Annotated in this window: 22 protein-coding genes; 12 read left to right on the plus strand and 10 right to left on the minus strand. The window is 67.8% G+C overall.

Features of this window, described 5'->3' with window-relative positions; all coding sequences use genetic code 11:
• Positions 1-23: 23 nt before the first annotated feature.
• The gene (gene miaB, locus VHA82_RS17205; protein WP_325546154.1) at positions 24-1325 is read left to right on the plus strand and encodes a tRNA (N6-isopentenyl adenosine(37)-C2)-methylthiotransferase MiaB; all 1302 of its coding nucleotides are present in this window, start codon (positions 24-26) and stop codon (positions 1323-1325) included.
• A 142-nt stretch (positions 1326-1467) separates the two neighbouring features.
• Here miaB and ffh read toward each other — a convergent pair whose 3' ends face one another.
• Positions 1468-2832 carry a signal recognition particle protein gene (gene ffh / locus VHA82_RS17210; protein ID WP_325545975.1) on the minus strand — a complete coding sequence of 455 codons (1365 nt, stop codon included), beginning with the start codon at positions 2830-2832 and terminating at the stop codon, positions 1468-1470.
• A gap of 22 nt (positions 2833-2854) precedes the next feature.
• Between ffh and VHA82_RS17215 the strand changes: the two genes are divergently transcribed.
• The 8 genes from VHA82_RS17215 to VHA82_RS17250 all read left to right on the plus strand — a co-directional run bounded on the left by VHA82_RS17215 (position 2855) and on the right by VHA82_RS17250 (position 13075).
• The gene (locus tag VHA82_RS17215) at positions 2855-3649 is read left to right on the plus strand and encodes a cytochrome C assembly family protein (protein ID WP_325545977.1); all 795 of its coding nucleotides are present in this window, start codon (positions 2855-2857) and stop codon (positions 3647-3649) included.
• Positions 3646-3876, plus strand: a complete 231-nt coding sequence (locus tag VHA82_RS17220) for a PP0621 family protein (protein ID WP_325545979.1) — start codon at positions 3646-3648, stop codon at positions 3874-3876. The genes VHA82_RS17215 and VHA82_RS17220 overlap by 4 nt, the downstream gene beginning before the upstream one ends.
• Positions 3877-5577 carry a sensor histidine kinase gene (locus tag VHA82_RS17225; RefSeq protein ID WP_325545981.1) on the plus strand — a complete coding sequence of 567 codons (1701 nt, stop codon included), beginning with the start codon at positions 3877-3879 and terminating at the stop codon, positions 5575-5577.
• A 15-nt stretch (positions 5578-5592) separates the two neighbouring features.
• A complete protein-coding gene (locus tag VHA82_RS17230; protein ID WP_325545984.1) occupies positions 5593-7077 on the plus strand; it encodes a sigma-54 dependent transcriptional regulator in 1485 nt (494 codons plus the stop codon).
• 1 nt (position 7078) lies between these two features.
• The gene (gene ampD, locus VHA82_RS17235) at positions 7079-7642 is read left to right on the plus strand and encodes a 1,6-anhydro-N-acetylmuramyl-L-alanine amidase AmpD (protein ID WP_325545986.1); all 564 of its coding nucleotides are present in this window, start codon (positions 7079-7081) and stop codon (positions 7640-7642) included.
• 541 nt (positions 7643-8183) lie between these two features.
• Entirely contained in the window at positions 8184-11072 is a 2889-nt protein-coding gene (locus tag VHA82_RS17240) for a ribonucleoside-diphosphate reductase subunit alpha (RefSeq protein ID WP_325546156.1), read from the plus strand.
• A 134-nt stretch (positions 11073-11206) separates the two neighbouring features.
• Positions 11207-12454 carry a ribonucleotide-diphosphate reductase subunit beta gene (locus VHA82_RS17245; protein ID WP_325545988.1) on the plus strand — a complete coding sequence of 416 codons (1248 nt, stop codon included), beginning with the start codon at positions 11207-11209 and terminating at the stop codon, positions 12452-12454.
• Positions 12455-12655: 201 nt separating this feature from the next.
• Positions 12656-13075, plus strand: coding sequence for a histone H1-like repetitive region-containing protein (locus VHA82_RS17250; protein WP_325545990.1), 420 nt, complete (start codon positions 12656-12658; stop codon positions 13073-13075).
• A 199-nt stretch (positions 13076-13274) separates the two neighbouring features.
• Here VHA82_RS17250 and VHA82_RS17255 read toward each other — a convergent pair whose 3' ends face one another.
• The 6 genes from VHA82_RS17255 to VHA82_RS17280 all read right to left on the minus strand — a co-directional run bounded on the left by VHA82_RS17255 (position 13275) and on the right by VHA82_RS17280 (position 18678).
• Positions 13275-14579 carry an MFS transporter gene (locus VHA82_RS17255; RefSeq protein WP_325545992.1) on the minus strand — a complete coding sequence of 435 codons (1305 nt, stop codon included), beginning with the start codon at positions 14577-14579 and terminating at the stop codon, positions 13275-13277.
• A 34-nt stretch (positions 14580-14613) separates the two neighbouring features.
• Positions 14614-15621 carry a MerR family transcriptional regulator gene (locus tag VHA82_RS17260; protein ID WP_325545994.1) on the minus strand — a complete coding sequence of 336 codons (1008 nt, stop codon included), beginning with the start codon at positions 15619-15621 and terminating at the stop codon, positions 14614-14616.
• 66 nt (positions 15622-15687) lie between these two features.
• Positions 15688-16002, minus strand: coding sequence for a hypothetical protein (locus tag VHA82_RS17265; protein ID WP_325545996.1), 315 nt, complete (start codon positions 16000-16002; stop codon positions 15688-15690).
• 172 nt (positions 16003-16174) lie between these two features.
• Positions 16175-16831 carry a hypothetical protein gene (locus tag VHA82_RS17270; protein ID WP_325545998.1) on the minus strand — a complete coding sequence of 219 codons (657 nt, stop codon included), beginning with the start codon at positions 16829-16831 and terminating at the stop codon, positions 16175-16177.
• Positions 16828-17850, minus strand: coding sequence for an MlaD family protein (locus VHA82_RS17275; RefSeq protein ID WP_325546000.1), 1023 nt, complete (start codon positions 17848-17850; stop codon positions 16828-16830). The genes VHA82_RS17270 and VHA82_RS17275 overlap by 4 nt, the downstream gene beginning before the upstream one ends.
• A gap of 18 nt (positions 17851-17868) precedes the next feature.
• The gene (locus VHA82_RS17280; RefSeq protein ID WP_325546002.1) at positions 17869-18678 is read right to left on the minus strand and encodes an ABC transporter permease; all 810 of its coding nucleotides are present in this window, start codon (positions 18676-18678) and stop codon (positions 17869-17871) included.
• A gap of 187 nt (positions 18679-18865) precedes the next feature.
• Here VHA82_RS17280 and VHA82_RS17285 point away from each other — a divergent pair, with 187 nt between their 5' ends.
• Positions 18866-20551 (plus strand): FecR domain-containing protein, encoded by a 1686-nt coding sequence (locus VHA82_RS17285; protein WP_325546005.1) that lies wholly within the window; start codon positions 18866-18868, stop codon positions 20549-20551.
• Positions 20552-20579: 28 nt separating this feature from the next.
• On the opposite strand, the gene VHA82_RS17290 is transcribed toward VHA82_RS17285, so the two are convergent.
• A complete protein-coding gene (locus VHA82_RS17290) occupies positions 20580-20837 on the minus strand; it encodes a hypothetical protein (RefSeq protein WP_325546007.1) in 258 nt (85 codons plus the stop codon).
• A 168-nt stretch (positions 20838-21005) separates the two neighbouring features.
• On the opposite strand from VHA82_RS17290, the gene VHA82_RS17295 reads away from it, so the two are divergent.
• A complete protein-coding gene (locus VHA82_RS17295; RefSeq protein WP_325546009.1) occupies positions 21006-22499 on the plus strand; it encodes an AMP nucleosidase in 1494 nt (497 codons plus the stop codon).
• A 170-nt stretch (positions 22500-22669) separates the two neighbouring features.
• Positions 22670-23851 carry a CaiB/BaiF CoA-transferase family protein gene (locus tag VHA82_RS17300; protein WP_325546012.1) on the plus strand — a complete coding sequence of 394 codons (1182 nt, stop codon included), beginning with the start codon at positions 22670-22672 and terminating at the stop codon, positions 23849-23851.
• Between the two features lie 25 nt (positions 23852-23876).
• Here VHA82_RS17300 and VHA82_RS17305 read toward each other — a convergent pair whose 3' ends face one another.
• Together VHA82_RS17305 and asd are read right to left on the minus strand one after the other, a co-directional pair.
• Entirely contained in the window at positions 23877-24221 is a 345-nt protein-coding gene (locus tag VHA82_RS17305; protein WP_325546013.1) for a hypothetical protein, read from the minus strand.
• A gap of 75 nt (positions 24222-24296) precedes the next feature.
• On the minus strand, positions 24297-25160 hold the full coding sequence (gene asd, locus VHA82_RS17310; protein ID WP_325546014.1) for an archaetidylserine decarboxylase: 864 nt from the start codon (positions 25158-25160) through the stop codon (positions 24297-24299).

Raw genomic sequence — 25160 nt, forward strand, 5'->3', positions numbered from 1 at the left:
ACATCAAGACCTTCGGCTGCCAGATGAACGAGTACGACTCGGACAAGATGGCCGACGTGATGGCGATGGCCGAAGGCTACGAGCCCACGCAGGACCCGGAGGAAGCCGACCTCATCCTCTTCAACACCTGCTCGGTGCGCGAGAAGGCGCAGGAGAAGGTGTTTTCCGACCTCGGCCGGGTGAAGCACCTGAAGAAAAGGGGCGTGCTGATCGGCGTGGGCGGCTGCGTCGCGTCGCAGGAAGGCGCCGCGATCATCGAACGCGCGCCCTACGTGGACGTGGTGTTCGGCCCGCAGACGCTGCACCGGCTGCCGCAACTGCTCGCGGCGCGCGAGCGGCAGCAGCGGCCGCAGGTGGACGTGAGCTTTCCCGAGATCGAGAAGTTCGACAACCTGCCGCCCGCGAGGGTGGAAGGCGCGAGCGCCTTCGTCTCCATCATGGAAGGCTGCTCGAAGTACTGCTCCTACTGCGTCGTGCCCTACACGCGCGGCGAGGAAGTATCGCGCCCCTTCGAGGACGTGCTCACCGAAGCCGCGGGGCTTGCGGACCAGGGCGTGAAGGAGATCACGCTGCTCGGGCAGAACGTGAACGCCTATCGCGGCCGGATGGGCGAGAGCGGTGAGATCGCCGACTTCGCGCTCCTCGTCGAATACGTCGCCGAGATTCCCGGCATCGAGCGCATCCGCTACACCACGAGCCATCCGAACGAATTCACTCAGCGTCTCATCGACGCGTATGCGAAGGTCCCGAAGCTCGTGAGCCATCTCCACCTGCCGGTGCAGCACGGCAGCGACCGCATCCTGATGGCGATGAAGCGCGGCTACACGGCGATGGAATACAAGTCGATCGTGCGCAGGCTGCGCGCGGTGCGGCCGGACATTTCGATGTCGAGCGATTTCATCGTCGGCTTCCCGGGCGAGACCGAGGAGGACTTCGCGAAGCTGATGAAGCTCGTGCAGGAGGTCGGCTACGACGCGAGCTTCTCGTTCATCTTCAGCCCGCGGCCGGGCACGCCCGCGGCCGCCTTGCACGACGACACGCCGCACGAGGTGAAGCTGAAGCGCCTGCAGCATCTGCAGCGCGTGCTGGAAGACAACGTCCGGCGCATCGGCGCGTCGCGCGTGGGGACGGTGCAGCGAATCCTGGTGGAAGGGCCGTCGAAGAAGGACCCCAGCGAGCTCATGGGACGCACGGAGTGCAACCGGATCGTGAACTTCAAAGGTGCGAAGCGGCTTGCGGGGCGGATGATCGATGTGACGATCACCGAGGCGCTGCCGCATTCGCTGCGGGGGGAAGTCGTGGTCAAGGAGGAGCTTCTCGCGTGAGGGTGTGGCGTCCTTCGTGAGAGTCGAGGGGCTGCAGCCGGCTCCGGACTGGCCCGCGCAACTACGCAGCCGCTTCGATGCCGCCCTCGTGGCGCTCGGCCGGCTCGGATGAGCCGCTCCTGCCCTGGTGCGGCCTGGGAATTCAGAACGGCAGCTTCGGCATCCCCTTGCCGCCGCCCATGCGCTTCATGAGCTTCATCAACCCGCCGCCTTTCATCTTCTTCATCATCTGCTGCATCTGGTCGAATTCGTTCAGGAGGCGGTTCACTTCCTGCACGTGCACGCCCGCGCCCGCGGCGATGCGCCGCTTGCGCGTGGCCTTGATGATTTCCGGCTTCCTGCGCTCCTGCGGCGTCATCGAGCAGATGATGCCTTCTTTCCTGCGGATGTCGCGCTCGGCCTTCTGCATGTCCACGCCGCCCGCCTTCTGCTGAATCTGCGCGGGCATCTTGTCCATGAGCGTGGAAAGCCCGCCCATGCTCTTCATCTGCTTCAGCTGCGCAAGGAAATCGTTCAGGTCGAACCCCTCGCCGCTCTTCACCTTGGCGGCGAGCTTTTGCGCGGCTTCGACGTCGACGCCCGCCTGCACCTGTTCCACGAGCGCCACGATGTCGCCCATTCCGAGGATGCGGCCCGCGTGGCGCTCGGCGTCGAACACTTCCAGCCCGTCGATCTTCTCGCTGATGCCGGCGAACTTGATCGGCGCGCCCGTCACCTGCCGCACCGACAGTGCCGCGCCGCCGCGCGAATCGCCGTCGAGCTTGGTGAGCACGATGCCCGTGAGCGGCAGCGCCTCCTTGAAGGCCTTCGCGGTATTCACCGCGTCCTGGCCCTGCATCGCATCCACCACGAAGAGCGTCTCCACCGGCTTCAGCGCCGCGTGCAGCTCGCGAATTTCCTTCATCATCGCCTCGTCGATCGCAAGGCGCCCCGCGGTGTCCACGAGCAGCACGTCGAAGTAGTTCTTCTTCGCGTAGTCGACGGCCGCCTTCGCGATGTCCACCGGTTTCTGATCCGGCGACGAGGCGAACCACTGCGCGCCCGCCTGCGCCGTCACCGTCTTCAGCTGCTCGATGGCGGCGGGGCGGTACACGTCGCCCGAAACCGTGAGCACCTTCTTCCTGCGCTTTTCGATCAGGTGCTTGGCAAGCTTCGCGGTGGTCGTCGTCTTGCCCGCGCCCTGCAGGCCCGCCATGAGGATGACGGCGGGCGGCTGCGTCGCGAGGTCGATGTCGCTCACCCCTTCGCCCATCGTGGCGGCCAGTTCTCGTTGCACGATGCCCACGAGCGCCTGGCCGGGCGACAGCGATCCGAGCACCTCCTGCCCGAGCGCCTTGTCCTTCACGCGCGCGATGAAGTCGCGCACGACGGGCAGCGCGACATCGGCCTCGAGCAGGGCCATGCGCACTTCGCGCAGCATGTCCTGGACGTTGCCTTCGGTGATGCGGGCCTGGCCGCGCATCTGCTTCACGAGGCGCGACAGCTTATCGGAGAGAGCGGATGCCATGGGGGAGACTAAACTTGAGCCCATGATTCTAGCCAGTGCGTCCCCCGTGAGCGTGGCGCTCAGCGTCGGCGCGGCGGCGGCTTATGCATTGCCCGCCGCGCTCGCCTCGCGCCTGGCCGATCGCTCGGCCCGCGCGGCTTTGCTCATCGCGTGGGTGCTGCACGGGATGGCGCTCGCCTGGGGCGTGTTCGGCGACACGCCGCGCTTCGGCTGGGCGCCGGCACTCTCGGCCACGGGCTGGCTCGTGCTCACGATGTACGTGATCGAGCGCGAAATGTTCCCGCAACTGCACGCGCGCTGGGCGCTCGCGGCGCTCGGCGTCGTCGCGCTCGCGCTGCCCCTTGCCGATCCGGGCGTGCCGCTCAGGCACACCGGCTCGGGCTGGCAGCCGATCCACGTCGTGCTGGGCATGGCGGCCTACGGCCTCATCGCGGCGGCCGTGATTCATGCATGGCTGCTCATGCGCGCCGAACGCTTCATCCGCCGCGGCGCGGGCCACTACACGGGCGTGCCGCTGCTCACGCTCGAGCGTCTCACGTTCCGCTTCGCCGGCGCGGGCTTCGTCGTGCTGTCGGCCGCGCTCCTCGCGGGCCTGTTCTTCAACGAAGCCGTGGAGGATTCCTGGCGCTGGGACCACAAGCGCGTGTTCTCCGTGCTCGCATGGGTGGCGTTCGCGCTGCTGCTGCTCGGGCGGGCGCGCTTCGGCTGGCGCGGACGGCGCGCGGTTCGCGTGCTCTATACGGGCTCGCTGCTGCTGCTGCTCGCCTATGTGGGCTCGCGCTTCGTGCTCGAAGTCGTGCTGGGACGCGCGACGTGAAATTCCTCCTGCTGTTCGCGGTGCTGTGGATCGCGTACCTCTTCTGGCGCGGCGGCCGCATCGCCGATGCGTCTTCCCCACGGCGCGATACGCCGAAGGACGCGCAGCCGCAGGAAATGGTTCGGTGCGCCGTCTGCTCCGTGCACCTGCCGCGCGCCGACGCGCTCGAAGGCGAGGCGGACGTCTTCTATTGCAGCCCGGACCACCGGCGGCTGGGTGGAGGCTGAATGACCACGTGGTCCGGCTTCGCGCCCGACTCGGTGGACCTGCCGGACGCCGTCGCGGACGACTCCGCTTTCATGCGGATGTGGCGCGCCTTCATGAGCGCGCGCGTCACGATCGCGGTGGCGCTTCTTGTCTTGCTGGGCCTGCTCTACGGTCTCGGCATCGCGCGCGGCGGCAATGCCGGCTGGCTGATGGGCCTGTGCGCGACCTACCTGGCCGCATCGCTCGCGGTGCGCGTGTTCACGCGGCCGCTGCCGCCCGGTCACGCCTTCGATCCGCAGTGGGTGTCGACGATCGGCATCGACCTGCTCGCGTTTTCCACGCTGCAGTTCCTTCAGGCAGGCGGCATCTCCTATCTGCCGCTCTTCGCGCTGCCCGTGCTCACCGCCGGCGTGCTGGGCTCGTCGCTGCTCGCGATGGGCGCCGCCGCGGCCGTGACGCTGCTCCTGCTGGGCGACGCGTGGCTGTGGTCGCTGCACGTGCCCGAGGAAATGGCTTCGCGCTTCCTGCAGGCCGGGCTCACGGGCATCGGCTACTTCGCGGTGGCGCTGCTCGCCAACCAGCTGTCCGTGCGGCTCGCCCGCGAGGAACACGAAGCCCGGCGCAGCCGCATGGCCGCGCGCACGCAGGCGCAGGTGAACGAGCTCGTGGTGGAACACCTGGGCGACGGCGTGCTCGTGGTGGGCGGCGAAGGCCAGGTCCACATCGCCAACCCGGCCGCGCGCCGCCTCCTGGGCTGCGAGGGCGAGGCGCTCGAGATGCCGTTCGCGCTCGGCTCGCGCGATGCGTGGCGGCCGCTCATGGAGCTCGCCCGGCGCACGCTGGCCGACCACGAATCGCAGCGCAGCGAAATCGCTCTGGTCGCCGCGCCCGGCGAGCGCCACCTCGTGAACGTGCGCACGCGCATGACGCCGCCGCAGGGCCAGTCGCAGGACCTGTGCGTGATGTTCCTGGAGGACCTGCGCGAGGTCGAGGCGCGGCTGCGCACCGAGAAGCTCGCCGCGATGGGCCGCATGTCGGCCGCGGTCGCGCACGAGATTCGCAATCCGCTCGCGGCCATCTCGCAGGCCAATGCGCTGCTCGAAGAGGAGCTCACCGACGAATCGCACCGGCAGCTCTCGCAGCTCGTGCGGCAGAACGCGCGGCGGCTGTCGCACATCGTCGAAGAGATCCTCGACATCACGCGGGTGGAACAGCAGCTCGCGGCGCCGCTCGTGCTGGACGACGCGGTCGGCGCCACGGTGGACGACTGGGTGCGGCAGATGCAGGCGGCCGAACGCCTGCACCTGGACCTCGCAAGCCGTGTGGCCCGCGTCGCCTTCCAGCCGGAACACCTGCGCCGCGTGCTCGTGAACCTGCTCGACAACGCGCTGCGCTACGCGGGCGGCGAGCCGGACTCGATCCGCGTGGCGACCGAAGACGGCGCCGAAGCGGCCTGGCTGCGCGTCTGGAGCGATGGCCTCCCGCTCGAGCAAGGCGTGCAGCGCCATCTGTTCGAGCCGTTTTTCTCATCGGAGAGCCGCTCGAGCGGGCTGGGGCTATACATTTGCCGCGAGCTGTGCGAACGTCACGGCGCGAGCATCGGGTACCGGCGCACGAGCGCGGTCGAAGGCGGCCGCGAAGGCAACGAATTCTTCGTCCGCTTCCAGCGCCGCGAGGCGGCCGCGGACGATGCGCTGCCGTTCGATACGATCACGGCCTGATCCCGCGCGATCCGAATGGCCACGACGCACGCTTCCTCCGCCCAGGTCCTCGTCGTCGACGACGAGCCCGACCTGCGCACGCTCTACGAGCTCACGCTGCTGCGCGAGGGCTATCGCGTCGACGCGGCCGCGACGCTCGCGGAAGCCTGGCAACTGCTCGAAGACCGCCGGTTCGACGCGGTGATCACCGACATGAGACTGCCCGACGGGCTCGGCCTCGAACTGCTGCTGCGCATGAGCGCTCAGCAGCGCAGCGAACGCTGCATCGTGATGACGGCCTACGGCTCCGCGGAGAACGCGGTGGAGGCGCTCAAGGCCGGCGCGTTCGACTATCTCACGAAGCCGGTGGACCTGAAGCAGTTCCGCACCGTCGTCGCCTCGGCCATTCAGGAAGCGGCGCCGCAGCGCGGCCGCGCCGCGGTGGCCGCCGCGCTGCGCGGCGCCGAACGCGCCGCGAGCGGTGCGAGCGCGCTGCAGCGCCTGGTGGGGGAGTCGCCCGCGATGAAAGTCGTGAAGGAGCGCATCGCGAAGGTCGCGCGCAACATGGCGCCCGTCCTCGTGCGCGGCGAGTCGGGCACCGGCAAGGAACTGGTCGCCCGGGCGATCCACGGCTGCAGCCACCGCTCCGACGGACCTTTTGTGGCGGTCAACTGCAGCGCGATCCCCGAGACGCTTCTGGAGGCGGAATTCTTCGGCGCGAAGAAGGGCTCCTACACGGGCGCGACGGCCGACCGCGAAGGCTACTTCCAGGCCGCGCGCGGCGGCACGCTCTTTCTCGACGAGATCGGCGACCTGCCGCTCGCGATGCAGTCCAAGCTCCTGCGCGCCATTCAGGAGCGCCAGGTGCGCTCGCTCGGCTCCACGCAGGAAGACGCGGTGGACGTGCGCATCGTGAGCGCGACGCACCGCGATCTCGCGGCCGACGTGCAGGCGGGACGTTTCCGGCAGGACCTCTTCTATCGCCTGAACGTGATCGAGATCGTCGTGCCGCCACTGCGCGAGCGGCGCGAGGACTTGACGGCGCTTTGCGATGCGCTCCTGTGCCGCATCGCGGCGGAATCGGGTATCGCGGCGCCTGCCTTGTCGCCCCGGGTGCTGCAGCAGCTGTACGCCCACCCGCTGCCCGGCAACGTGCGGGAACTGGAAAATTTGCTGCACCGTGCAGTGGCGCTTGCCGACGGCAGCGAGCTGCAGATCGACTTCGCGCCGACGCAGGCCGCATCGGCCAACGTTGCCGAGGCCCGGGCCGAAGCGCCCGCAGCGCTCGCGAGCGCGCCGGCGCTGTCTCTCGCGCCGGCGCCGCCGATGCCAAGCGACCTGCAGGCCTACCTCGATCAGCAGGAACGCGAAATCCTGGTGAAGGCGCTGCAGGAAACGGGATTCAACCGGACGGCCGCGGCACAGAAGCTCGGCTTGAGCTTGCGGCAGATCCGCTACCGGATCGCGCGGCTCGCGATCGGTGTTCCGGGCAGCGACGACGCGGGCGATGGCTCCGTCTGACATGTCCGCCCTGTGGCAGGCGGGCTGGTACCGATTCGCGCGACGGCTCGACTCGCCCAACTTCGGCCCGCGTCCGCCGGGCATGCAGGCCGATCTCATCGTCATTCATTCGATCAGCCTGCCGCCCGGCGTTTACGGCGGTGACGAAGTCATGCGTCTTTTCACGAACACGCTCGACTGGGATGCGCATCCCTATTTCAAGGCGATCGAGGGCATGCAGGTCTCGGCGCACTTCTTCATCCGTCGCGGCGGCGAGCTGTGGCAGTTCGTGAGCTGCGACGACCGCGCCTGGCATGCGGGCGCGTCGCGGTGGCGTGGGCGAGAGAACTGCAACGACTACTCGATCGGCATCGAGCTCGAAGGGCTCGAAGGAGAAGCCTTCGAGCGCGAGCAGTACGAAGCGCTCGCCTCGGTTTGCGCGGCGATCGGGCAGCAGTATCCGATCGCGCACGTCGCCGGGCACGAGCACGTCGCGCCCGGACGCAAGCAGGACCCCGGGGCGAAGTTCGATTGGGCGCGGCTCAGGGCGAGCCTGGGCTGGGCGGACGACCGCTTCGCGTGTTGACGGCCGGGCGCGTGCGGGCCCACCCGCATGTGGATAGCCGCGTGGCCGCCGCTTTCTTCAGCACCGCCCGCGCAAGCACGCGGGTGCGCAAGGGCGGCAACGGCCGAGCCTGGGGACTTCCTTGTGGAAAACCTGTTCGGGCGCGTTGCTTGGCGTGTGAACAACACCCGACGGGTAAACACTACATCTAGTGACTTGCAAACGCGCGGACACCATATATAGTGTGCCGCTGTACACTCTCACGGGTGTCAAACGAGGAGAAGCGATGAAAGACCCGTTCCAGGAGCCGCCCGTTGGTCTGGGGATCAGGCAACTGCGCCGATCGCTGGTCTTCATGCTCACCTCGTAACCGTTCCGGCGGCCATGGGCCCTGCCCCGCGCGGGCCGCCGCATTACCACATCGCCCTTCGGGCAGCGTTCGCTGCCGGGGGTGAGCTTTCTCCGTCGAAACCCGATCCGCTGGACCACAAGAACCACGTCAGGAAGAAACATGCAGCAGTCCTCTACCCACGCCCGCTCCGCCTCCGAGCTGCCCGCCGGCATGCCCATCGAGCCGCCGGGCGCCACCACGACAGCGAAGCACACACTGGCCAACTACCAGATCATCCGCCGCAACGGCTCGGTGGTTCCGTTCGAGCCGGACAAGATCGCGATCGCCATGATGAAGGCGTTCCTCGCGGTGCACGGCACGCAGGGCGCCGCTTCGGCTTCGGTGCGCGAAACCGTCGACGGCCTCACGCAGGCCGTGATTCGCGCGCTCGTGCGTTCGCGCCCGGGCGGCGGCACCTTCCACATCGAGGACGTGCAGGACCAGGTCGAGCTCGGGCTCATGCGCGGCGGCCATCACGAAGTCGCGCGCGCCTACGTGCTCTACCGTGAGCGCCGCGCGCAGGAACGCGCCCGGCAGGCGCAGACCGAAGCGCCGAAGGAGCCCGTGTTCCACGTCGTCGATTCGGGCCAGCGCGTGCCGCTCGACCGGCAGAGCCTGAAGTCGCTGATCGAGACCGCGTGCGCCGGGCTCGGCGGCGACGTGAAGCCCGAGCCGATCGTCGCGGAGACGATGCGCAATCTCTACGACGGCGTCCCGCTCGACGAGGTGTACAAGGCCTCGATCCTCGCCGCGCGCACCCTCATCGAGAAGGACCCCGACTACACCTACGTCACCGCGCGCCTTCTGCTGCACACGATCTTCAAGGAAGTGCTCGGCCGCGAAGTCGCTCTCGCCGAGGCGGGCGAAGCGTATGCGGACTACTTCGCCGTCTTCGTGAAGCGCGGCGTCGAAGCCGAGCTGCTCGACGAGCGGCTGCTGCAGTACGACCTGCAGCGCCTGGGAGCGGCACTCGAGGCGGAGCGTGACCTGCAGTTCGACTACCTCGGCCTGCAGACGCTCTACGACCGCTACTTCCTGCACGTGCGCAAGACCCGCATCGAGCTGCCGCAGGCTTTCTTCATGCGCGTGGCGATGGGCCTGGCGCTCAACGAGATCGACCGCGAAGCGCGTGCCATCGAGTTCTACGAAGTGCTGTCGAGCTTCGACTTCATGTCCTCGACGCCGACTCTCTTCAACAGCGGCACGACGCGTTCGCAGCTTTCGTCTTGCTATCTCACGACGGTCCCGGACGACCTGGACGGCATCTACGAAGCCATCAAGGAAAACGCGCTGCTTTCCAAGTTCGCGGGCGGCCTCGGCAACGACTGGACGCGCGTGCGCGCGCTCGGCTCGCACATCAAGGGCACCAACGGCGAGTCCCAGGGCGTGGTGCCGTTCCTGAAAGTGGTGAACGACACGGCGGTGGCCGTCAACCAGGGCGGCAAGAGGAAGGGTGCAGTGTGCACTTACCTCGAGACCTGGCACCTCGACATCGAAGAGTTCCTGGAGCTCAGAAAGAACACCGGCGACGATCGACGTCGCACGCACGACATGAACACGGCGAACTGGATCCCCGACCTGTTCATGCGTCGTGTGATGGAGAAGGGAGACTGGACTCTGTTCTCCCCGTCGTCGGTGCCCGACCTGCACGACCGCTTCGGCGCCGATTTCGAGCAGGCCTACGTCGCCTACGAAGAGAAGGCGAAGCGCGGCGAGATCAAGCCCGCGCGGACCATTCCCGCGATCGACCTCTGGCGCAAGATGCTCACGATGCTCTTCGAGACCGGGCACCCCTGGATCACGTTCAAGGACGCCTGCAACGTGCGCTCGCCGCAGCAGCACGTGGGCGTGGTGCACTCGTCGAACCTGTGCACCGAGATCACGCTGAACACGTCCGACACCGAAACCGCCGTGTGCAACCTGGGTTCGGTGAACCTGCTGCAGCACGTGCAAGGCGGTCGCATCGACCACGACAAGCTCAGGCGGACCATCGCGACGGCGATGCGCATGCTCGACAACGTGATCGACATCAACTACTACGCCGTGAAGAAAGCTCGCGACTCCAACATGCGCCACCGGCCGGTCGGCCTGGGCGTGATGGGCTTTCAGGATGCGCTCTACGAACTGCGCATTCCGTACGCGTCCGACGAAGCGGTGCGCTTCGCCGACGAATCGATGGAAGCCGTCTGCTACTACGCCTATCTCGCCTCGACCGAGCTCGCCCGCGAGCGCGGCCGCTACTCGAGCTACAAGGGGTCGCTGTGGGACAAGGGCATCCTGCCGCTCGATACGCTCGACCTGCTCGCGCGGCAAAGAGGCAGCGAATACGTGGAGCTCGACCGCTCGGCCACGCTCGACTGGGACGCCCTGCGCGCGAAGATCGCCGCCGACGGCATGCGCAACAGCAACTGCATCGCCATCGCGCCGACGGCCACCATTTCCAACATCATCGGCGTGGACGCGTCGATCGAGCCGTGCTTCGGCAACCTCTCGGTCAAGTCCAACCTGTCGGGCGAGTTCACCATCATCAACCACTACCTCGTGCGCGACCTGAAGCGCCTGGGCCTGTGGGACGACGTGATGGTGATGGACCTGAAGCACTTCGACGGCTCGCTCCGGCCGATCGACCGCGTGCCGCAGGACGTGAAGGCGCTTTACGCCACCGCGTTCGAAATCGAGCCGGTGTGGCTCGTCGAAGCCGCCGCGCGCCGCCAGAAGTGGATCGACCAGGCGCAGTCGCTCAATATCTACATGGCCGGCGCCTCGGGCAAGAAGCTCGACGAGACGTACAAGCTCGCGTGGCTGCGCGGCCTGAAGACGACCTACTACCTGCGCACGACGAGCGCGACGCAAGCCGAGAAGTCGACGGTGCAGTCCGGCCGCCTGAACTCGGTGCCGCAGGCATCGGGAAGCGGCGGCAACGCCGGCCCCATCGGCATGTCCGCACTCGATGCGGCAGCAGCCTCCGCGCGCGCGCAGATGGATGCGGCCGCATCGTCACCGGCGACCGACATCCGGTTCTGCGCGATCGACGATCCGTCGTGCGAAGCGTGCCAATGAAGTGATAGACAGAGAATGCATCGGCGTTGTCCGACATGACGCCGATGCAAACGAGCAACAAAATCGAGCGCTGATGTGAACGGACACTTTGCATTCCGCATCAGTGCTCACATAATTCGAGCACTGGAAAACTTATGTTGACCTGGGACGACGAAGTCAAGACCGCATCGTCAGATCTTCCGAGCGGCAAGCAAGGCCGCGAGGCGGCACATTCGCCACTCCTGCAGATTGCTGACATCTCCTCTGAAGTCTCCACGCATCCGTCGACCGCGCCTCGAGCGATCGCGGCTCACGCGGCCGCGCCTCAAGCGATCGTCATGACGGTGCGACCCGAGGCGGACACATCGCGCGGTTCGGCCGCGCGTCGCGTCGTGGCCGCCGACAAGCGCATCATCAACGGCCAGACCGACGTCAACCAGCTCGTCCCGTTCAAGTACAAGTGGGCCTGGGAGAAGTACCTGGCCACCTGCGCCAACCACTGGATGCCGCAGGAAATCAACATGAACCGCGACATCGCCCTGTGGAAGGACCCGAACGGCCTTTCCGAGGACGAGCGCCGGATCGTGAAGCGCAACCTCGGCTTCTTCGTGACGGCCGATTCGCTCGCGGCCAACAACATCGTGCTGGGCACCTACCGCCACATCACGGCGCCGGAATGCCGGCAGTTCCTCCTGCGCCAGGCGTTCGAGGAAGCGATCCACACGCACGCCTACCAGTACATCGTGGAGTCGCTCGGCCTGAACGAGGCGGAGATCTTCAACGCCTACAACGAAGTCCAGTCCATCCGCGACAAGGACGAATTCCTGATCCCGTTCATCCACGCGATCATGGACCCGGAGTTCCGCACGGGCACGCCCGCGGCCGACCAGAAGCTCCTGAAGTCGCTGATCGTCTTCGCGTGCCTGATGGAAGGCCTCTTCTTCTACGTCGGCTTCACCCAGATCCTCGCGCTCGGCCGCCAGAACAAGATGACGGGCGCCGCCGAGCAGTACCAGTACATCCTGCGCGACGAGTCGATGCACTGCAACTTCGGCATCGACCTCATCAACCAGATCAAGCTCGAGAATCCGCATCTCTGGACGGCCGAGTTCAAGGCGGACATCAAGAGCCTCTTCGCCAAAGCCGTGGAATTGGAGTACCGCTACGCCGAGGACACCATGCCTCGCGGCGTGCTCGGGCTCAATGCCTCCATGTTCAAGGGCTACCTGCGCTACATCGCGAACCGCCGCGCCACGCAGATCGGATTGGAAGCGCTTTTCCCGAACGAGGAAAACCCCTTCCCCTGGATGAGCGAGATGATCGACCTCAAGAAGGAGCGCAATTTCTTCGAAACCCGCGTGATCGAGTACCAGTCGGGTGGCGCGCTTTCCTGGGAGTCGTAAGGACGTTCGGCAACTGCGATTGTTGTGTCGAGTGATTCGCCCGCACGCGCGAGCAGCCCGCCTAGAGGCTGCCCCCGAGCGGGCCTGCAGTGTTCGTGGGGCTGGGCTTCGGCCCAACCCCGCGGATCGCTCCGTGCCATACCAACAAAGGCTGCGGAGTGCTTTCATGGGTGAGCAACCCGTTTGAACAGGAGAATTGAAATGGCAACTGCGAAGAAATCGGCTGCGAAGAAGGCCCCGGCCAAGAAGGCAGCGAAGAAGGCAACGGCGAAGCGTCCGGCGGCGAAGAAGGCCGCCGCGAAGCGCCCGGCCGCGAAGAAGACCGCGGCGAAGCGTCCGGCAGCGAAGAAGGCTGCGGCGAAGCGCCCGGCCGCGAAGAAGGCGGCGAAGAAGACGACGGCCAAGAAGGCCGCCAAGAAGACGACGGCGAAGAAGGCCGCCGCGAAGCGCCCGGCCGCGAAGAAGAAGCCGGCTGCGAAGAAGGCTGCGAAAAAGGCTGCGAAAGCGCCCGCTGCGAAGCCCGCGCCAGCAACAAGTCCTCCAGCGTCGGCGGCGCCTGCCGCCCAGACGACGCTGAACCCGCAGGCAGCGTGGCCGTTCCCGACGGCTTCGAAGCCCTGAGGTCTGTCTCGAGTGTGATCCCCCAACCCGGCTTCGGCCGGGTTTTTTCTTTGGCTTTCGCCAAAGAAAAAACCCGGCGGGTGCATTCGGAGCCCCCTCACCCCAACCCTCTCCCCCGGAGGGGGAGAGGGAGCTTCAACTGCTTCGTCGAGCGGGGTACCGAAGGGCACCCTACCGCCACATGATCACCTTCCGCGCTTCACGACGCCGGCAGCGGATCGCGCACCTGCCGCATCGGCGTGAACAGCGCCGCGACGATCGCGATCACGACGAGCGTCGCGCCGCAGGCGGCGAAGAGCTGCGCGAGCGTCACCGCCCGCATCACCCAGCCGGTGGCGGCGGCGGCCAGCGGCACGAGCCCCATGAAGATGAACATGAAGAGACTCATCGCGCGGCCGATGAGGCGCGGCGGCACGCGCCGCTGCAGCCACGTGAATACCGACACCTGCATGAAGCCCGCGAGCACACCCATCAGGAGCATCAACGTGGCGCCCTGCCAGGCCGCGCCGATCTGTCCGAGGAGTGCGAGCAATGCACCGGCCACGACATCGAAGACGAGCAAGGTCGCCCCGAGCGTGCCGAACCGCACCCTGAGTCCCGCGCCCGACACGAGCATGCCCGCGAGCGTGCCGGCCCCGTGCGCACCGAGCATCAGGCCGAGCGCGGAGGCGCCAAGCCCCTCGGTGCGGCTCGCCAGCACGGGCAACGCGATCTGAAGCGGCCCCATGATGAAGATCGCCATCGCCGCCCAGTAGCCGAAGCAGGTGCGCAGTTCCACGTCGCGCCAGAAATGTGCGAGGCCCTCCGCGATCGAAGCGAGCACGGACGACACACCGGCGCTCGCCGCGGCGGGCGGCGTGGCACGCATGCGCACCTTTGCCAGCGTCCAGGCGGAGACCGCGAAGCTCGCCGCGTCGAACGCGAACGCGAGCGCGATGCCGTTCGCATCCTTCATCGTGCCGTCGCCGCCGCCGCCGCCGCCGAACAGCGCGATCATGCCCCCCGCGGCGAGCGGCCCCACGAAGAAGGTGAGCTGGCGCATCCCCATCGTGATGCTGTTGGCGGCCGGCAACTGCTCGGGGCGCACCACGTGCGGCATCATCGACATGCCCGAAGGAATGCTGAATGCGCTCGACACGCCGATCGCAAGCGCGATGACGCATACGACCGGCAACTGTGCGGTGCCGGTGAAGACGAGCGCCGCAAGCGCGCCGAGCAGCACGGTGTTCACGTGCTTCGTGAGCATGAGCACGCGTTGCGGCGCGTACCGGTCCACCAGCGCGCCCCCCACGAGGATGAAGACGGCGCGCGGCACGCCGACGAGCGCGAGCACGAGCCCGAGGACGCGCGTGTCGCCGGTCATCCTGAGCACGAGCCACGGCAGCGCGATCAACGTGAACTGGTCGCCCAGCATCGAGATGGCGCCGCCGGACGTGAGCCAGCGGAAGTTCGGATCGCGCAGCAAGGCCGCGCGATCGGGCGGAGCAGGAGAAGTCGGATTCATTCGCCGGACTGTAGAGCCTCACGCCGCGTGAGGGTCAAGCCTTTTTGGCGGCAAGACCGGCGCGCAGGAACTCGCGCGACGCGCCCGACATCGGGCTGCCCAGCCGCAGGACCGGATCGGTGAGCGCGGCGTCGAGCATCCTGTCACGCAGCCGCGCGTCGCCTCCGGCGGTGCGCAGCGCGAGGGCGAGCCATTGCTGCACCACCACCTCGGCCTGCGGGCTTGCTGGCGCGACGTCGCGTTCGACAAGCGCGAGCACTCGCGCATCGAGCGCGCGCCAGTCGCATTCGGGCACGTAGCGAATCCGCGCGAGCTCGTCCTGGGTGAAGTTGCGGCGCGTCGCTTCCATGCGCAGCTCGATCGCGGGAGAAATGAAGCGGATCACTTCCGGCGGCGGCGCATGCCTGCCCACGGCTTCGTGCGGCTCGCGCTGGAACATCTCGCCCCAGCGATGCATCAGGTCGAAGTTGCCCGACATCCAGCCGAGCATGAGCGACATCCAGCGGCGCGCGAGCGACTGCACTTCGCTCGAATCGGCCGGAAGGGACGCCTCAATGGCGGCGCGAACGTCGCGCGTGAGTTCGCTCCAGTCCGACTTGAAGTCTTCGAAGGCCGAGAGGATGAACTTGATTTCATCGGGGCGGAAGTATTTGCCGTAGGTGCCCATCTGCCGCAGCACGCCCAGCCATTCGTCGAGCGCGGGCGCGCCGCCTTCGGCGAGCTGCCCGCGCATCAAGGCGAGGCGCTCGCGCAATTCCGCGGCGCGCGCGATCTGGTCATCGAGCGCGCGCAATTGCTGATCGATGATCGCGTGCGGCGCGGGCCCGCGTCCTTCGAACAAAGCCGCGATGTCGGCGAGCGCGAGGCCCATCTGGCGAAGTGCCTGAATGCCGTGCAGGCGCGCGATGTCGTCGGGGCCGTACAGGCGATAGCCGGAGTCGGAGCGCCCCGAGGGCTTGAGCAGGCCGATCTCGTCGTAGTGGTGCAGCGTGCGCACCGTGAGGCCGGTGGAGCGAGCGAGTTCGCCGACCTTGAGCTGCATGGGCCGCATTATCGCGGCCCGTGCGAACGTGGCGCGGAGGCAAAGATGCGTCAGCCGCGTTGCGCGTCAGCCGCGTTGCGCGTCGTGCTTCTGGCGGTGGATGCGGTGGCTCGCCTTGTTCTGCATGCGCTTGATGTGGGCGCGTTCCCTTGCCGTCACGATGCCGTCGCGCTTCGCTCGCGCCTCGGCCCGCTCGATGCGGCCCTGCCGCGCTTCCATGCGGGCGGCCTCCTTGCCGGTGAGCTGTCCCGAGTTCACGCCTTGCTCGATGCGCGATTCCTGGCGCGCTTCGCGCTGGTCGATGCGCGGCGTGGCCGTGCCTTGCGCGAACACGGTGCCGGCCGCGAGCGCGGCCACGAGGACGACGAGGGCTTTTTTCATTCGAATACTCCGGAAGGGAAGTGGCCACGTCGGCCACGCCTGCACAACGCGGCCACACGGACATGCGAATGAACGCGCTTCGGCAAAGCTCGGTAAAGGAATGTGAATCCCCCCTCCCCCCGTCATTCCCGCGCAAGCGGGAATCCAGAGGCTTTCTCTCTCGAGCGCAACGCTACTTCCCACCCGCCGCAATCGCGATGCGCCTGCGCAGCCGCGCCGCTTCCTCCGTCGCGCCGGCCTGCTCGGCCCGCATCAGTTGCGCGCCCAGCCAGGCGAGCACCGCGCGACGCCAGCCTTGTTGCGAGGCCGTATCGGCCGCGACCTGCAGCACCCGAGGGTCGGCCCGGCCGCTGCGCAGCAGCACCGCCGCCGCGACGACGCGCGACACAGGGTCCTCGATGTCCTCGAGCGCAGCGGCGCCTCCCTTGCCGCCCGCGATCGCGCGGTAGGCCTCGGGCAAGTCCTGTGCGGCGGCGGGTCTTCCGTCCAGGAAATCCGCATACGCGCGTTCTTCTTTCGGGGCGTCGTCGCGCAGCGCATCGAACGCCGAACACGGCTGGAAGTCGAGCGCCGCGACCCGCACCGCGCATCGCGTGAGCTCGCCTCGCGCGACGAGCGCGGGATTGCCCGTGCTCGTGAGGGCGCTGCGCAGCAGGGCGAATTCGGCATTCGCCACGCGCTCGTCGCCCGACAGATACGCCCGCGCGAACCGCTCCTGCGCCGAATCCGCGTTGACGAGCCAGTCCGGCTGGCGCGGCTTGCTGCCGCAGGCGGCGAGCATCGCGCCTCCCAGCACGAAGGCGAGTCCGAGGCCAGCGGCGCGCTTCACGGCAGTTCCACCTTGCGATCCTTCGCGAAGGGCCACTTCCTGTTCAGGTCGTTGATCATGTCCTCGATCCTGCGCAGGTTCGCTTCGACCTCCTCGCGCAGCGACCCGAGGTCGGCGGTGCCCGACTTCACGTTCGCACCGATCCCCTGCACTTCCCCAAGCACGTCGTCCACGCGCTTCATGCTGCCGCGCGCATCGGCCAGCAGCGTCTGCAGCTGCTCGAGCGTCACGTGCGTGTCGCGCGCGAGGCCCTGCGGGCCGAAGAGCTGCGCATCCGCATGCCCCGCCACCGCCTCGATGCGCGCCATCGCGGTGTTGGCATGGTTGATCGCATCGACCAGCTTCTGCGCATCGCGCTCGTTGCCGAAGACGGCATGCAGCGCACCGCGCTGGCCCTGGAGCTTGTTGCTGAAAGTCTGCAGGTTCGCGATCGTCTTTTGCAGTTCGGAATTCGCCGACGTCATCTCGCTCAGGTTGTCGAGCAGATCGCGCGCCGCGCCGATCACGCGCTGGATCTCGCCGTTGGCATCTCCGCGCAACACCGGACGCTCCGCACCGTCGGGCAGTTCCGGGTCCGACAGCACGCCCGAGTACGCGCGCAGCACTGCGCCCCCCACGAGGCCCCGCACCAGCGTGTACACGCTCGACGTGCGCAGCCATTTCGCATCCTTGCGGTTCACGTCGACGGTGATGCGCACGTTGCCGTTGTCACCGAGATCCACGCGGCGCACGCGGCCGATCGGAAAGCCCGAGAAGAGCATGTCCATGCCGGGCGTCACGCCCTCGGAGTTGTCGGTGATCAGCACCACGGTCTGCTTCGGCTCGAAGAAGCCGCGCGCATACATGAGGTAGATCGCCGCGCCCGTCACGAGCGCGAGCGTGAAAAGCAGCAAGAGCGTCGCCTTCAGCTCCAGATGCGGCACCGGCTTGTGCGTGGCGACCGGCTCGGAGCGCGTCGCCGGCGTTTCCGGCTCGGGCGGCGGCGTCGGGTGCGGGGGCGGCGGGGTCGCGGCGGCCATGTCCTCGGCGAGTCCGGTTCAGATGTAGTTGCCCACGAGCGAGGCGGCTTCGAGCATCAGGAGCACGCCGAACATCCGCACCAGCCCCTGCAGCGCGGCGGTTTCACGGGAAGGCCCGCCTTCCACGTTGTTCAGGCCCGAGGCCATGGGGATGATGCTCACGGCGAGCGCGAAGAAGAACGTCTTCAGGCAGAAGATGAGCGTGAAGACCGGCTCGAAGACGTGGCCGAACACGCGCGTGTAGTCCTGCAGTCCCGCGACGGTGAAGCCGTAGACCGCGAAGTAGCCGAGCGCCATCGCCACCACGCAGCTGAGCGCGGCGAGCGTGATGCACGCGAAGACCCCGGCGATCAGGCGCGGAAGAACCTCGATCGTGACGGGGTCGAGCCGCTCGGCGCGCAGCCGCCGGAAGTGCCCCGCACGGCGCATCTCCACGAGGGCGGCCCCGCTCGGGATCGTGCATCGCAGCGCGATGAAGAGCGCCGCCGTGAGCGGGATGAGCTCGATCACGAGCACCCGCACGACCATTTCGAGCGCGTACTGCGACAGGCCGTAGCTCGTGGCCGTGACCACTACGATGCGCGTGATGATGAGCGTGAAAAGAGCGATGAGCACCGTGAACCACAGCAGGATCGGCGCCGTGTCGAGGTAGACGTGCCGCGCGAGGTTGTAGCGGACCTGCGGCGTATAGCTGCGAAGCGACATCGCGCGCACGAGCATGATCGCGCCGAAGAACGTGATGCGCGACCAGGCCGCGAGCCAGCGCAGCGGCGCCCGGCTGGTATGCGTGATGGAGCGGTACCACGTCGACAGGTGGTGAGGGGCCATGACCTGCGAATGGTAATGGCACAGCTTGCAGCGGCGCGTAAGGTCGCGCCTACAAGGGCGGGCATGCAGCGGGGTCTGGGGAAAGAGGGAAAGGCCTAACCCCGGATTACAAAAAATCGCACGAAAGCCCACGGCTTTACCAAGCGTTAGCGTTCGAAACGCCAACTCATGCGTTCTAGTCTCACCTATGGATGCTCCCGTCGTTTCCAGCCGCCCGGGCCGCCGGCTGGCGTCTGCCGTGCTGTGCGCGGCGTGGGCCGTGGCCGCGAGCCACGGCCTGGCCCAGGTGGTGGCGGTGCCCGCCGCCTTGCTCGACTACGCCGAAGGAGGCGTGGCCGTCGCCCCGAAGGGCGACAACGAATGGACGGATGTGAAGCCCAAGCACGCGCTCGCGCGCGGCGACCGCGTATGGACCGACAAGGGCTCCCACGCCGAACTCCAAGCGGGCGCGCACCTGTTGCGCCTGGACGGACAGACCCAGGTCTCGATCGAATCGGTGAGCGACACGGCGCTCGAGGCGAACTTGCTGCGCGGCAGCGTCGCGCTCACCGTCACGCGCCTCGGCTCGGGGGAGAACATCGAAATCGGCACGCCCAACCTCGCCTTTCGGGCGCGCCAGCCCGGCGACTACCGCATCGACGTCGACTCGCATGACGGCAGCACGCGGGTGAGTGTGACCTCCGGCCTCGCCGTGGTCTACGGCGAGCACGGCGAATCCGCGGAGCTGGCCCCGGGTCAGCGGCTCACATTCCGCCAGCGCACGCTCGCGAGAACGCCCACGCCCGCCTTCGCGGCCATCGACGAGTTCGATCAGTGGATGGCGGCGCGCGGGCGCGCGCCCGCGGCCGCGCCGAGCGCGGCGCCGGCGGTGCGCCCCGACGAGATCGCGCGGCAATTCCGCGAACGCGAAGCGCAGCGCCACGAGCAGATGCTGCGCGAAATCGAGGAGCAGCAGAAGGCGCTCGCGCAGGCGCAGCGCAAGGCGCCGCCGGCCCAGGCGGCCGCCCCGCCCGTCACGTCCTCGCAGCAGCAAGCCGCCGCGACGTCGAAGACGCCTCGGCAAGCCGCCGCCAGGCCCGCGCCGCCGCTGCCGGTGGCACAGGCCTCGACCGAGCCCGCGAGGCCGACGAAAGCGGCGAAGGCGGCGAATGCGGCGAAGGTGGCGGATGCGGCGAAGGCGCCAAAAGTCGCGAATGAGGCGAAGGTCGCAAAGCGCCGCATGGTGGAACCTTCGCCTCGCATCGTGCACGCTCCGCGAGCCGGCACGGAGGACAGGCAAGTGGCCCGCAACCGGCATGCGGCCGAAGCGAAGCGGGCCGTCGCTGCCGCGCAGGCCGCGAAGAAGGCCGCCGCCGAGGAAGAGCGAAGGCTCGCCGCGCAAAAGCGCGAGCAGGAGAAACTGCACCTCGTTCAGGCGAGGCGCGCCGAGCAGGAGAAAAGGCTCGCCGCCGCGCGCCGCGCGCAGGAAGAAAGGCAAAGGGAGCGTCTTGCCGCGGCAGCCGTGCGCCGAGCGCAGGAGCTCGCCGTGTCGCAGGCACTGGGCGAAGCGCGTGCCGCGCGCCTGGTGAAGCTGCAGCAGCAGGCGCAGCAGGACGAGGAAGCATCGAAGGAGCAGCGCGCGAAGCGCGAAGAGCAGGCACGCGCGGCCGAGCAGGCCCGGCGCGAAGCCCGTGCGAAAGAGGAGCGGGCGCTGCGCGAGGAAGAAGCGCGCGAGGAAGCACGCCAGCAAGCGTGGCAGCGGCGCCAGCGCGCGCTCGCGGAGCAGGAAAGGCGCGACCGCGACGTGCTGCTGCGCACGCAGCAGCCGATCCCGATGCAGATCGAGCCCGCGCGGCCGATGCCGCAGGTGGTGCCTTCGCGGCGAATTTCCTGAAAGCCCCGCGCCGCGGGCGCTCGCGCCTTCAGTTCACCTTGCGCGGATAAGTCCGCACCGCGGCTTGCGACTTGTCTTCTTCCGGAGGCAGGTAGATCGTGGTGCGGTCGATCTTCGCGTCGTAGGCGGCGATTTCCGCGCTCGCGCAGCGGATCACGGCGCGGTCGAGCGGATGGCATTGCCTCTGGCTCAGCTGGCTCAGTTGTTCCGAGTGGTCGATGCGGTCCTTCACGGAGGCGGGGTCGACCATCAGGGCGAACGGATTGGCGGCCAGTGCGGTGGACATGCGTGCAGCTCCTGTTATTCGCGTGAATGCTGTGGTTCGCGGTGCGAGAACTGTGGCAGGCGGACGGATTTTGTAACGTCGGCAGAGGTCGTTACAGGCTGTAGGACAGCTTCTCCCGGCCGGAACGGCCCGAAAGGCCGAGTGCAACGCAGGTTGCACAATACGCACATGCCTCTCATGCCTGCTTTCATCGCACCCATGCGCTTCAGCGATCCCGAGGCCGCGCTCGCCCAGGTGAGAACCATCTACGCCCAGCAGATTCAGCACCTGCGCGAGGCGATGCTGCGCTTCGTGGCCGGCGAGACGCTCCCCGGCCGCGTGCGTGCCTGTTACCCGTTCGTCCGCATTCACACCGACACGGTCGTGCCGCAGGCGGTGCTCGAGAACTCGGGCCTGTCGTACGGCTTCGTGGCGGGCGTCGGCCGCTACGAGACGACCCTCACCCGGCCGGACCTGTACGGCAACTACTACCTGGAACAGTTCCGGCTTCTGCGGCAAAACCACGGGGTGGAGCTGGAGGTGGGCACGAGCAACGAGCCGATTCCCATCCACTTCTCGTTCGCCGAGAACGATCACATCGAAGGCAACGTGCCGCCGGCGCGGCGTCTCATGATGCGCGACCTGTTCGACCTGCCGAACCTCGAGGGCATGGACGACGGCATCGCCAACGGCACCTGGCTGCGCCGCCCGGGCGAGTCGCAGCCGCTGTCGCTCTTCACCGCGTCGCGCGTGGACTATTCGCTGCACCGCCTGCGCCACTACACCGGCAGCTCGCCCGACTGGACGCAGAACTACGTCCTCTTCACCAACTACCAGTTCTACATCGACGAATTCGTGCGGCTCGGCCACGAGGAGATGGCGCGGCCCGACAGCGAATATGCCGCGTTCGTGGAGCCGGGCAACGTCGTCACGCGCCGCCGCGGGCTCGACGCCGAAGCCGACGACGCGCTCGGCGCGCCGCCCGCGCGGCTGCCGCAGATGCCGGCCTACCACCTCGTGCGCGAAGGGCACGGCGGCATCACGATGGTGAACATCGGCGTCGGCCCCGCGAACGCGAAGACCATCACCGACCACGTCGCGGTGCTGAGGCCCCACGCGTGGCTCATGCTCGGCCACTGCGCGGGCCTGCGCAACAGCCAGCAGCTCGGAGACTATGTGCTGGCGCACGGCTACGTGCGAGAGGATCACGTGCTCGACGAGGAACTGCCGCTTTGGGTGCCCGTGCCGGCGCTGGCCGAAATCCAGCTCGCGCTGGAGCAGGCCGTGGCCGACGTGACGGGCTTTCGCGGCGCGGACCTGAAGCGCATCATGCGCACGGGCACGGTCGCGAGCACCGACAACCGCAACTGGGAGCTCCTTCCCGGCAACGAGCCGCAGCGGCGGTTTTCGCAAAGCCGCGCGGTGGCGCTCGACATGGAAAGCGCGACCATCGCCGCCAATGGCTTTCGCTTCCGCGTGCCCTACGGCACGCTGCTGTGCGTGAGCGACAAGCCCCTGCACGGCGAAATCAAGTTGCCCGGGATGGCGAACACGTTCTACCGCGAGCGCGTGGACCAGCACCTGAGGATCGGCATGCGCGCGATCGAACTCCTGCGGTCGCAGGGCTCGACGCGCCTTCATTCGCGCAAGCTGCGCAGTTTCGACGAAGTCGCGTTCCAGTAGTGACCGGCCCGGTGCGCGCGAGCGCCGGCGGTGCGGCGTTCGAATTCTTCGATGGCCGCCTTTGGGAATCGGACATTGCGCGCGAGGCGTTCGCGCGCCAACAATGATGGCCTCGACCCCGTACGGGGCGCGGTGCGCGCACCCGCGGCCACGCTCGAAGCTGACCCACCATGACCCGACCTCTTGACGGCATCCTCGTCGTCTCCCTCGAACATGCCATCGCCGCGCCTTTTTGCACGCGCCAGCTCGCCGACCTGGGCGCACGCGTGATCAAGGTGGAGCGGCCCGGCACGGGCGACTTCGCCCGCGCCTACGACTCCCGCGTGAAAGGCCAGTCCTCCCATTTCGTCTGGACGAACCGGTCCAAGGAGAGCCTCGCGCTCGACCTGAAGGTGCCCTGGGCGCTGGAGGCCCTGAAGCAGCTCCTCGCGAAAGCCGACGTGCTCGTGCAAAATCTCGCGCCCGGCGCGGCGGCGCGCATGGGACTCTCGTTCGACGAACTGCACGACGCGCATCCGAGGCTCATCGTGTGCGACATCTCGGGCTACGGCGGCGACGGCCCGTATCGCGACAAGAAGGCCTACGACCTGCTGATCCAGGCGGAAGCGGGCCTGCTTTCCGTCACGGGCACGCCCGAGACGCCCAGCAAGGCCGGCTGTTCGATCGCCGACATCGCCGCGGGCATGTACGCCTACAGCGGCATCCTCGCGGCGCTGCTGCAGCGCGGGCGCACGGGCCGGGGCAGCCGCATCGACGTCTCGATGCTGGAGTCGCTCGGCGAATGGATGTCGTTTCCGATGTACTACGCCCACGAAGGCGCGGCGCCCCCGCCGCGAACGGGCTCGTCGCACGCGAGCATCTACCCCTACGGGCCGTTCGCCACACGCGACGGCACCGTGATCCTCGGCATCCAGAACGAACGCGAGTGGGCGGCGTTTTGCGAGAAGGTCCTCGGCCGCACCGCGCTGCAGAGCGACCCGCGCTTCGATTCGAACGCGAAACGCAACGAGCATCGCGCCGAGTTGCGCCCGATCATCGAGCAGGTGTTCGCCGATCTCGGCACCGCGGAAGTGGAGCGCCGCCTGGACGAAGCGCAGATCGCCAACGCGCGCATGAACGACATGGCCGGGCTCTGGTCCCATCCGCAGCTGAAGGCACGCGACCGCTGGCGCAGCGTGGGCTCGCCCGCGGGCGAGATCCCCGCGCTGCTGCCGCCGGCGGGCAACAGCAGTTTCGACTATCGCATGGACCCGATCCCTCGGGTGGGCGAACACACGCAGGCGATCCTCGCGGAGCTGGGCATTCGCCAGCCGGACGCACAGCAGATCAGCGCCGGCGACCGTCAGCCTTGAGCGGTCAGCCGGGCCGCGAGTCCCGTCAGGACTTCGCTTCGGCTTGCGGCGGCGGCTGGGTGTGCGGGCTCGCCACGGGGCGGATACGCTTGTACGGCTTGGCCCGGCCGAGCAGCAGCAGCACGACGATGCCGGTGATCATCCCGATCGCGACCGAGTAGCCGCCGGCCACCAGCGGGTTGTAGAACACGTGCGAGAGCTTGTAGAGAGCGCTGAGCGCCATCACGAGCATCGCCAGCGCCGCGACGAAAAAGGCCAGGAAATCCCCCAGGACCAGCTTCTGCCCGCATTCCTTGCAGGCAGTGATGTCGCTGAAGAAAAGCCTGTGCACACCGACCATGCGGCCGCAGTGTGGACAGTGGTAATTCATCGGGAGAACCTCCACAGGTGATCCGCGGAGTTATAGCCAGATTCGTGCCCGGAGGGAAGGTCCCCCGCGGCGCGCTTACACGATCGCCGTGTGCTGGATCACGGTTGCCATGGGTTCGCCCAGGCGCACGGGCACGGTCGGCGCCCAATCGGGAACGAAAGTCAGCACGTTCTTCGGAAAGAGGAGGATCACGGTCGAGCCGAGCTGAAAGCGCCCCATCTCCGCGCCCTTGGCGAGCGTGATGTCCCGCTCGGCGTAGTGCCACTCGCGCGGCTCGCGCGGACGCGGCGGGTTCACGACGCCGTGCCAGACGGTGGCCATGCTTCCCACGATGGTCGCGCCCACGAGCACCATCGCCATCGGCCCGTGCGCGCAGTCGAACACGCACACCACGCGCTCGTTGCGCGCGAAAAGCCCCGGCACGTGGCGCGCCGTGAGCGGATTGACCGAAAAGAGATCGCCCGGCACGTGGATCATGCGCGCGAGGCGTCCATCGCACGGCATGTGAATGCGGTGATAGTCCTTCGGCGCGAGGTAGAGCGTCGCGAAGTGGCCATGATCGAAAGCGCTCGCGAGTCGCGCGTCTCCGCCCAGCAGCGCGCGCGTCGAATAGGAGTGGCCCTTCGCCTGGAAGATCTGGTCGTTCTCCACGGGTCCGAACTGGCTGATCGCCGCGTCGACCGGGCACACGAATGGCGCTTCGGAAATCGGCCGGGCTCCGGGCTTCAAAGCCCGCGTGAAAAAATCGTTGAAGGTCGCGTAAGCCTCCGGGCGCGGGTCGGCGGCCTCTTCCATTTTCACGCGGTAAGCCGCGATGAACTTGCGGATCGCCCACTGCGTGACCGAGCCGAGCCGCGCCGACGCGAGCCGGCCCATCAGCACGGTCAAGAGCTTCTTGGGCAGCAGGTATTGCTGCTGGATGGCGAGCGGCGCAAACAT

The sequence above is a fragment of the Ramlibacter sp. genome, assembly GCF_035548915.1.
GTDB lineage: Bacteria > Pseudomonadota > Gammaproteobacteria > Burkholderiales > Burkholderiaceae_C > Ramlibacter.

Bases quoted from the DNA above. Each gene is read 5' to 3' on its own strand.
- miaB (WP_325546154.1), top strand. From the start codon at position 24: ATGAACGAGTACGACTCGGACAAGATGGCCGACGTGATGGCGATGGCC.
- ffh (WP_325545975.1), bottom strand. From the start codon at position 2,832: ATGGCATCCGCTCTCTCCGATAAGCTGTCGCGCCTCGTGAAGCAGATG.
- VHA82_RS17215 (WP_325545977.1), top strand. From the start codon at position 2,855: ATGATTCTAGCCAGTGCGTCCCCCGTGAGCGTGGCGCTCAGCGTCGGC.
- VHA82_RS17225 (WP_325545981.1), top strand. From the start codon at position 3,877: ATGACCACGTGGTCCGGCTTCGCGCCCGACTCGGTGGACCTGCCGGAC.
- VHA82_RS17230 (WP_325545984.1), top strand. From the start codon at position 5,593: ATGGCCACGACGCACGCTTCCTCCGCCCAGGTCCTCGTCGTCGACGAC.
- ampD (WP_325545986.1), top strand. From the start codon at position 7,079: ATGTCCGCCCTGTGGCAGGCGGGCTGGTACCGATTCGCGCGACGGCTC.
- VHA82_RS17240 (WP_325546156.1), top strand. From the start codon at position 8,184: ATGCCCATCGAGCCGCCGGGCGCCACCACGACAGCGAAGCACACACTG.
- VHA82_RS17245 (WP_325545988.1), top strand. From the start codon at position 11,207: ATGTTGACCTGGGACGACGAAGTCAAGACCGCATCGTCAGATCTTCCG.
- VHA82_RS17250 (WP_325545990.1), top strand. From the start codon at position 12,656: ATGGCAACTGCGAAGAAATCGGCTGCGAAGAAGGCCCCGGCCAAGAAG.
- VHA82_RS17255 (WP_325545992.1), bottom strand. From the start codon at position 14,579: ATGAATCCGACTTCTCCTGCTCCGCCCGATCGCGCGGCCTTGCTGCGC.
- VHA82_RS17260 (WP_325545994.1), bottom strand. From the start codon at position 15,621: ATGCAGCTCAAGGTCGGCGAACTCGCTCGCTCCACCGGCCTCACGGTG.
- VHA82_RS17265 (WP_325545996.1), bottom strand. From the start codon at position 16,002: ATGAAAAAAGCCCTCGTCGTCCTCGTGGCCGCGCTCGCGGCCGGCACC.
- VHA82_RS17275 (WP_325546000.1), bottom strand. From the start codon at position 17,850: ATGGCCGCCGCGACCCCGCCGCCCCCGCACCCGACGCCGCCGCCCGAG.
- VHA82_RS17280 (WP_325546002.1), bottom strand. From the start codon at position 18,678: ATGGCCCCTCACCACCTGTCGACGTGGTACCGCTCCATCACGCATACC.
- VHA82_RS17285 (WP_325546005.1), top strand. From the start codon at position 18,866: ATGGATGCTCCCGTCGTTTCCAGCCGCCCGGGCCGCCGGCTGGCGTCT.
- VHA82_RS17290 (WP_325546007.1), bottom strand. From the start codon at position 20,837: ATGTCCACCGCACTGGCCGCCAATCCGTTCGCCCTGATGGTCGACCCC.
- VHA82_RS17295 (WP_325546009.1), top strand. From the start codon at position 21,006: ATGCCTCTCATGCCTGCTTTCATCGCACCCATGCGCTTCAGCGATCCC.
- VHA82_RS17300 (WP_325546012.1), top strand. From the start codon at position 22,670: ATGACCCGACCTCTTGACGGCATCCTCGTCGTCTCCCTCGAACATGCC.
- VHA82_RS17305 (WP_325546013.1), bottom strand. From the start codon at position 24,221: ATGAATTACCACTGTCCACACTGCGGCCGCATGGTCGGTGTGCACAGG.
- asd (WP_325546014.1), bottom strand. From the start codon at position 25,160: ATGTTTGCGCCGCTCGCCATCCAGCAGCAATACCTGCTGCCCAAGAAG.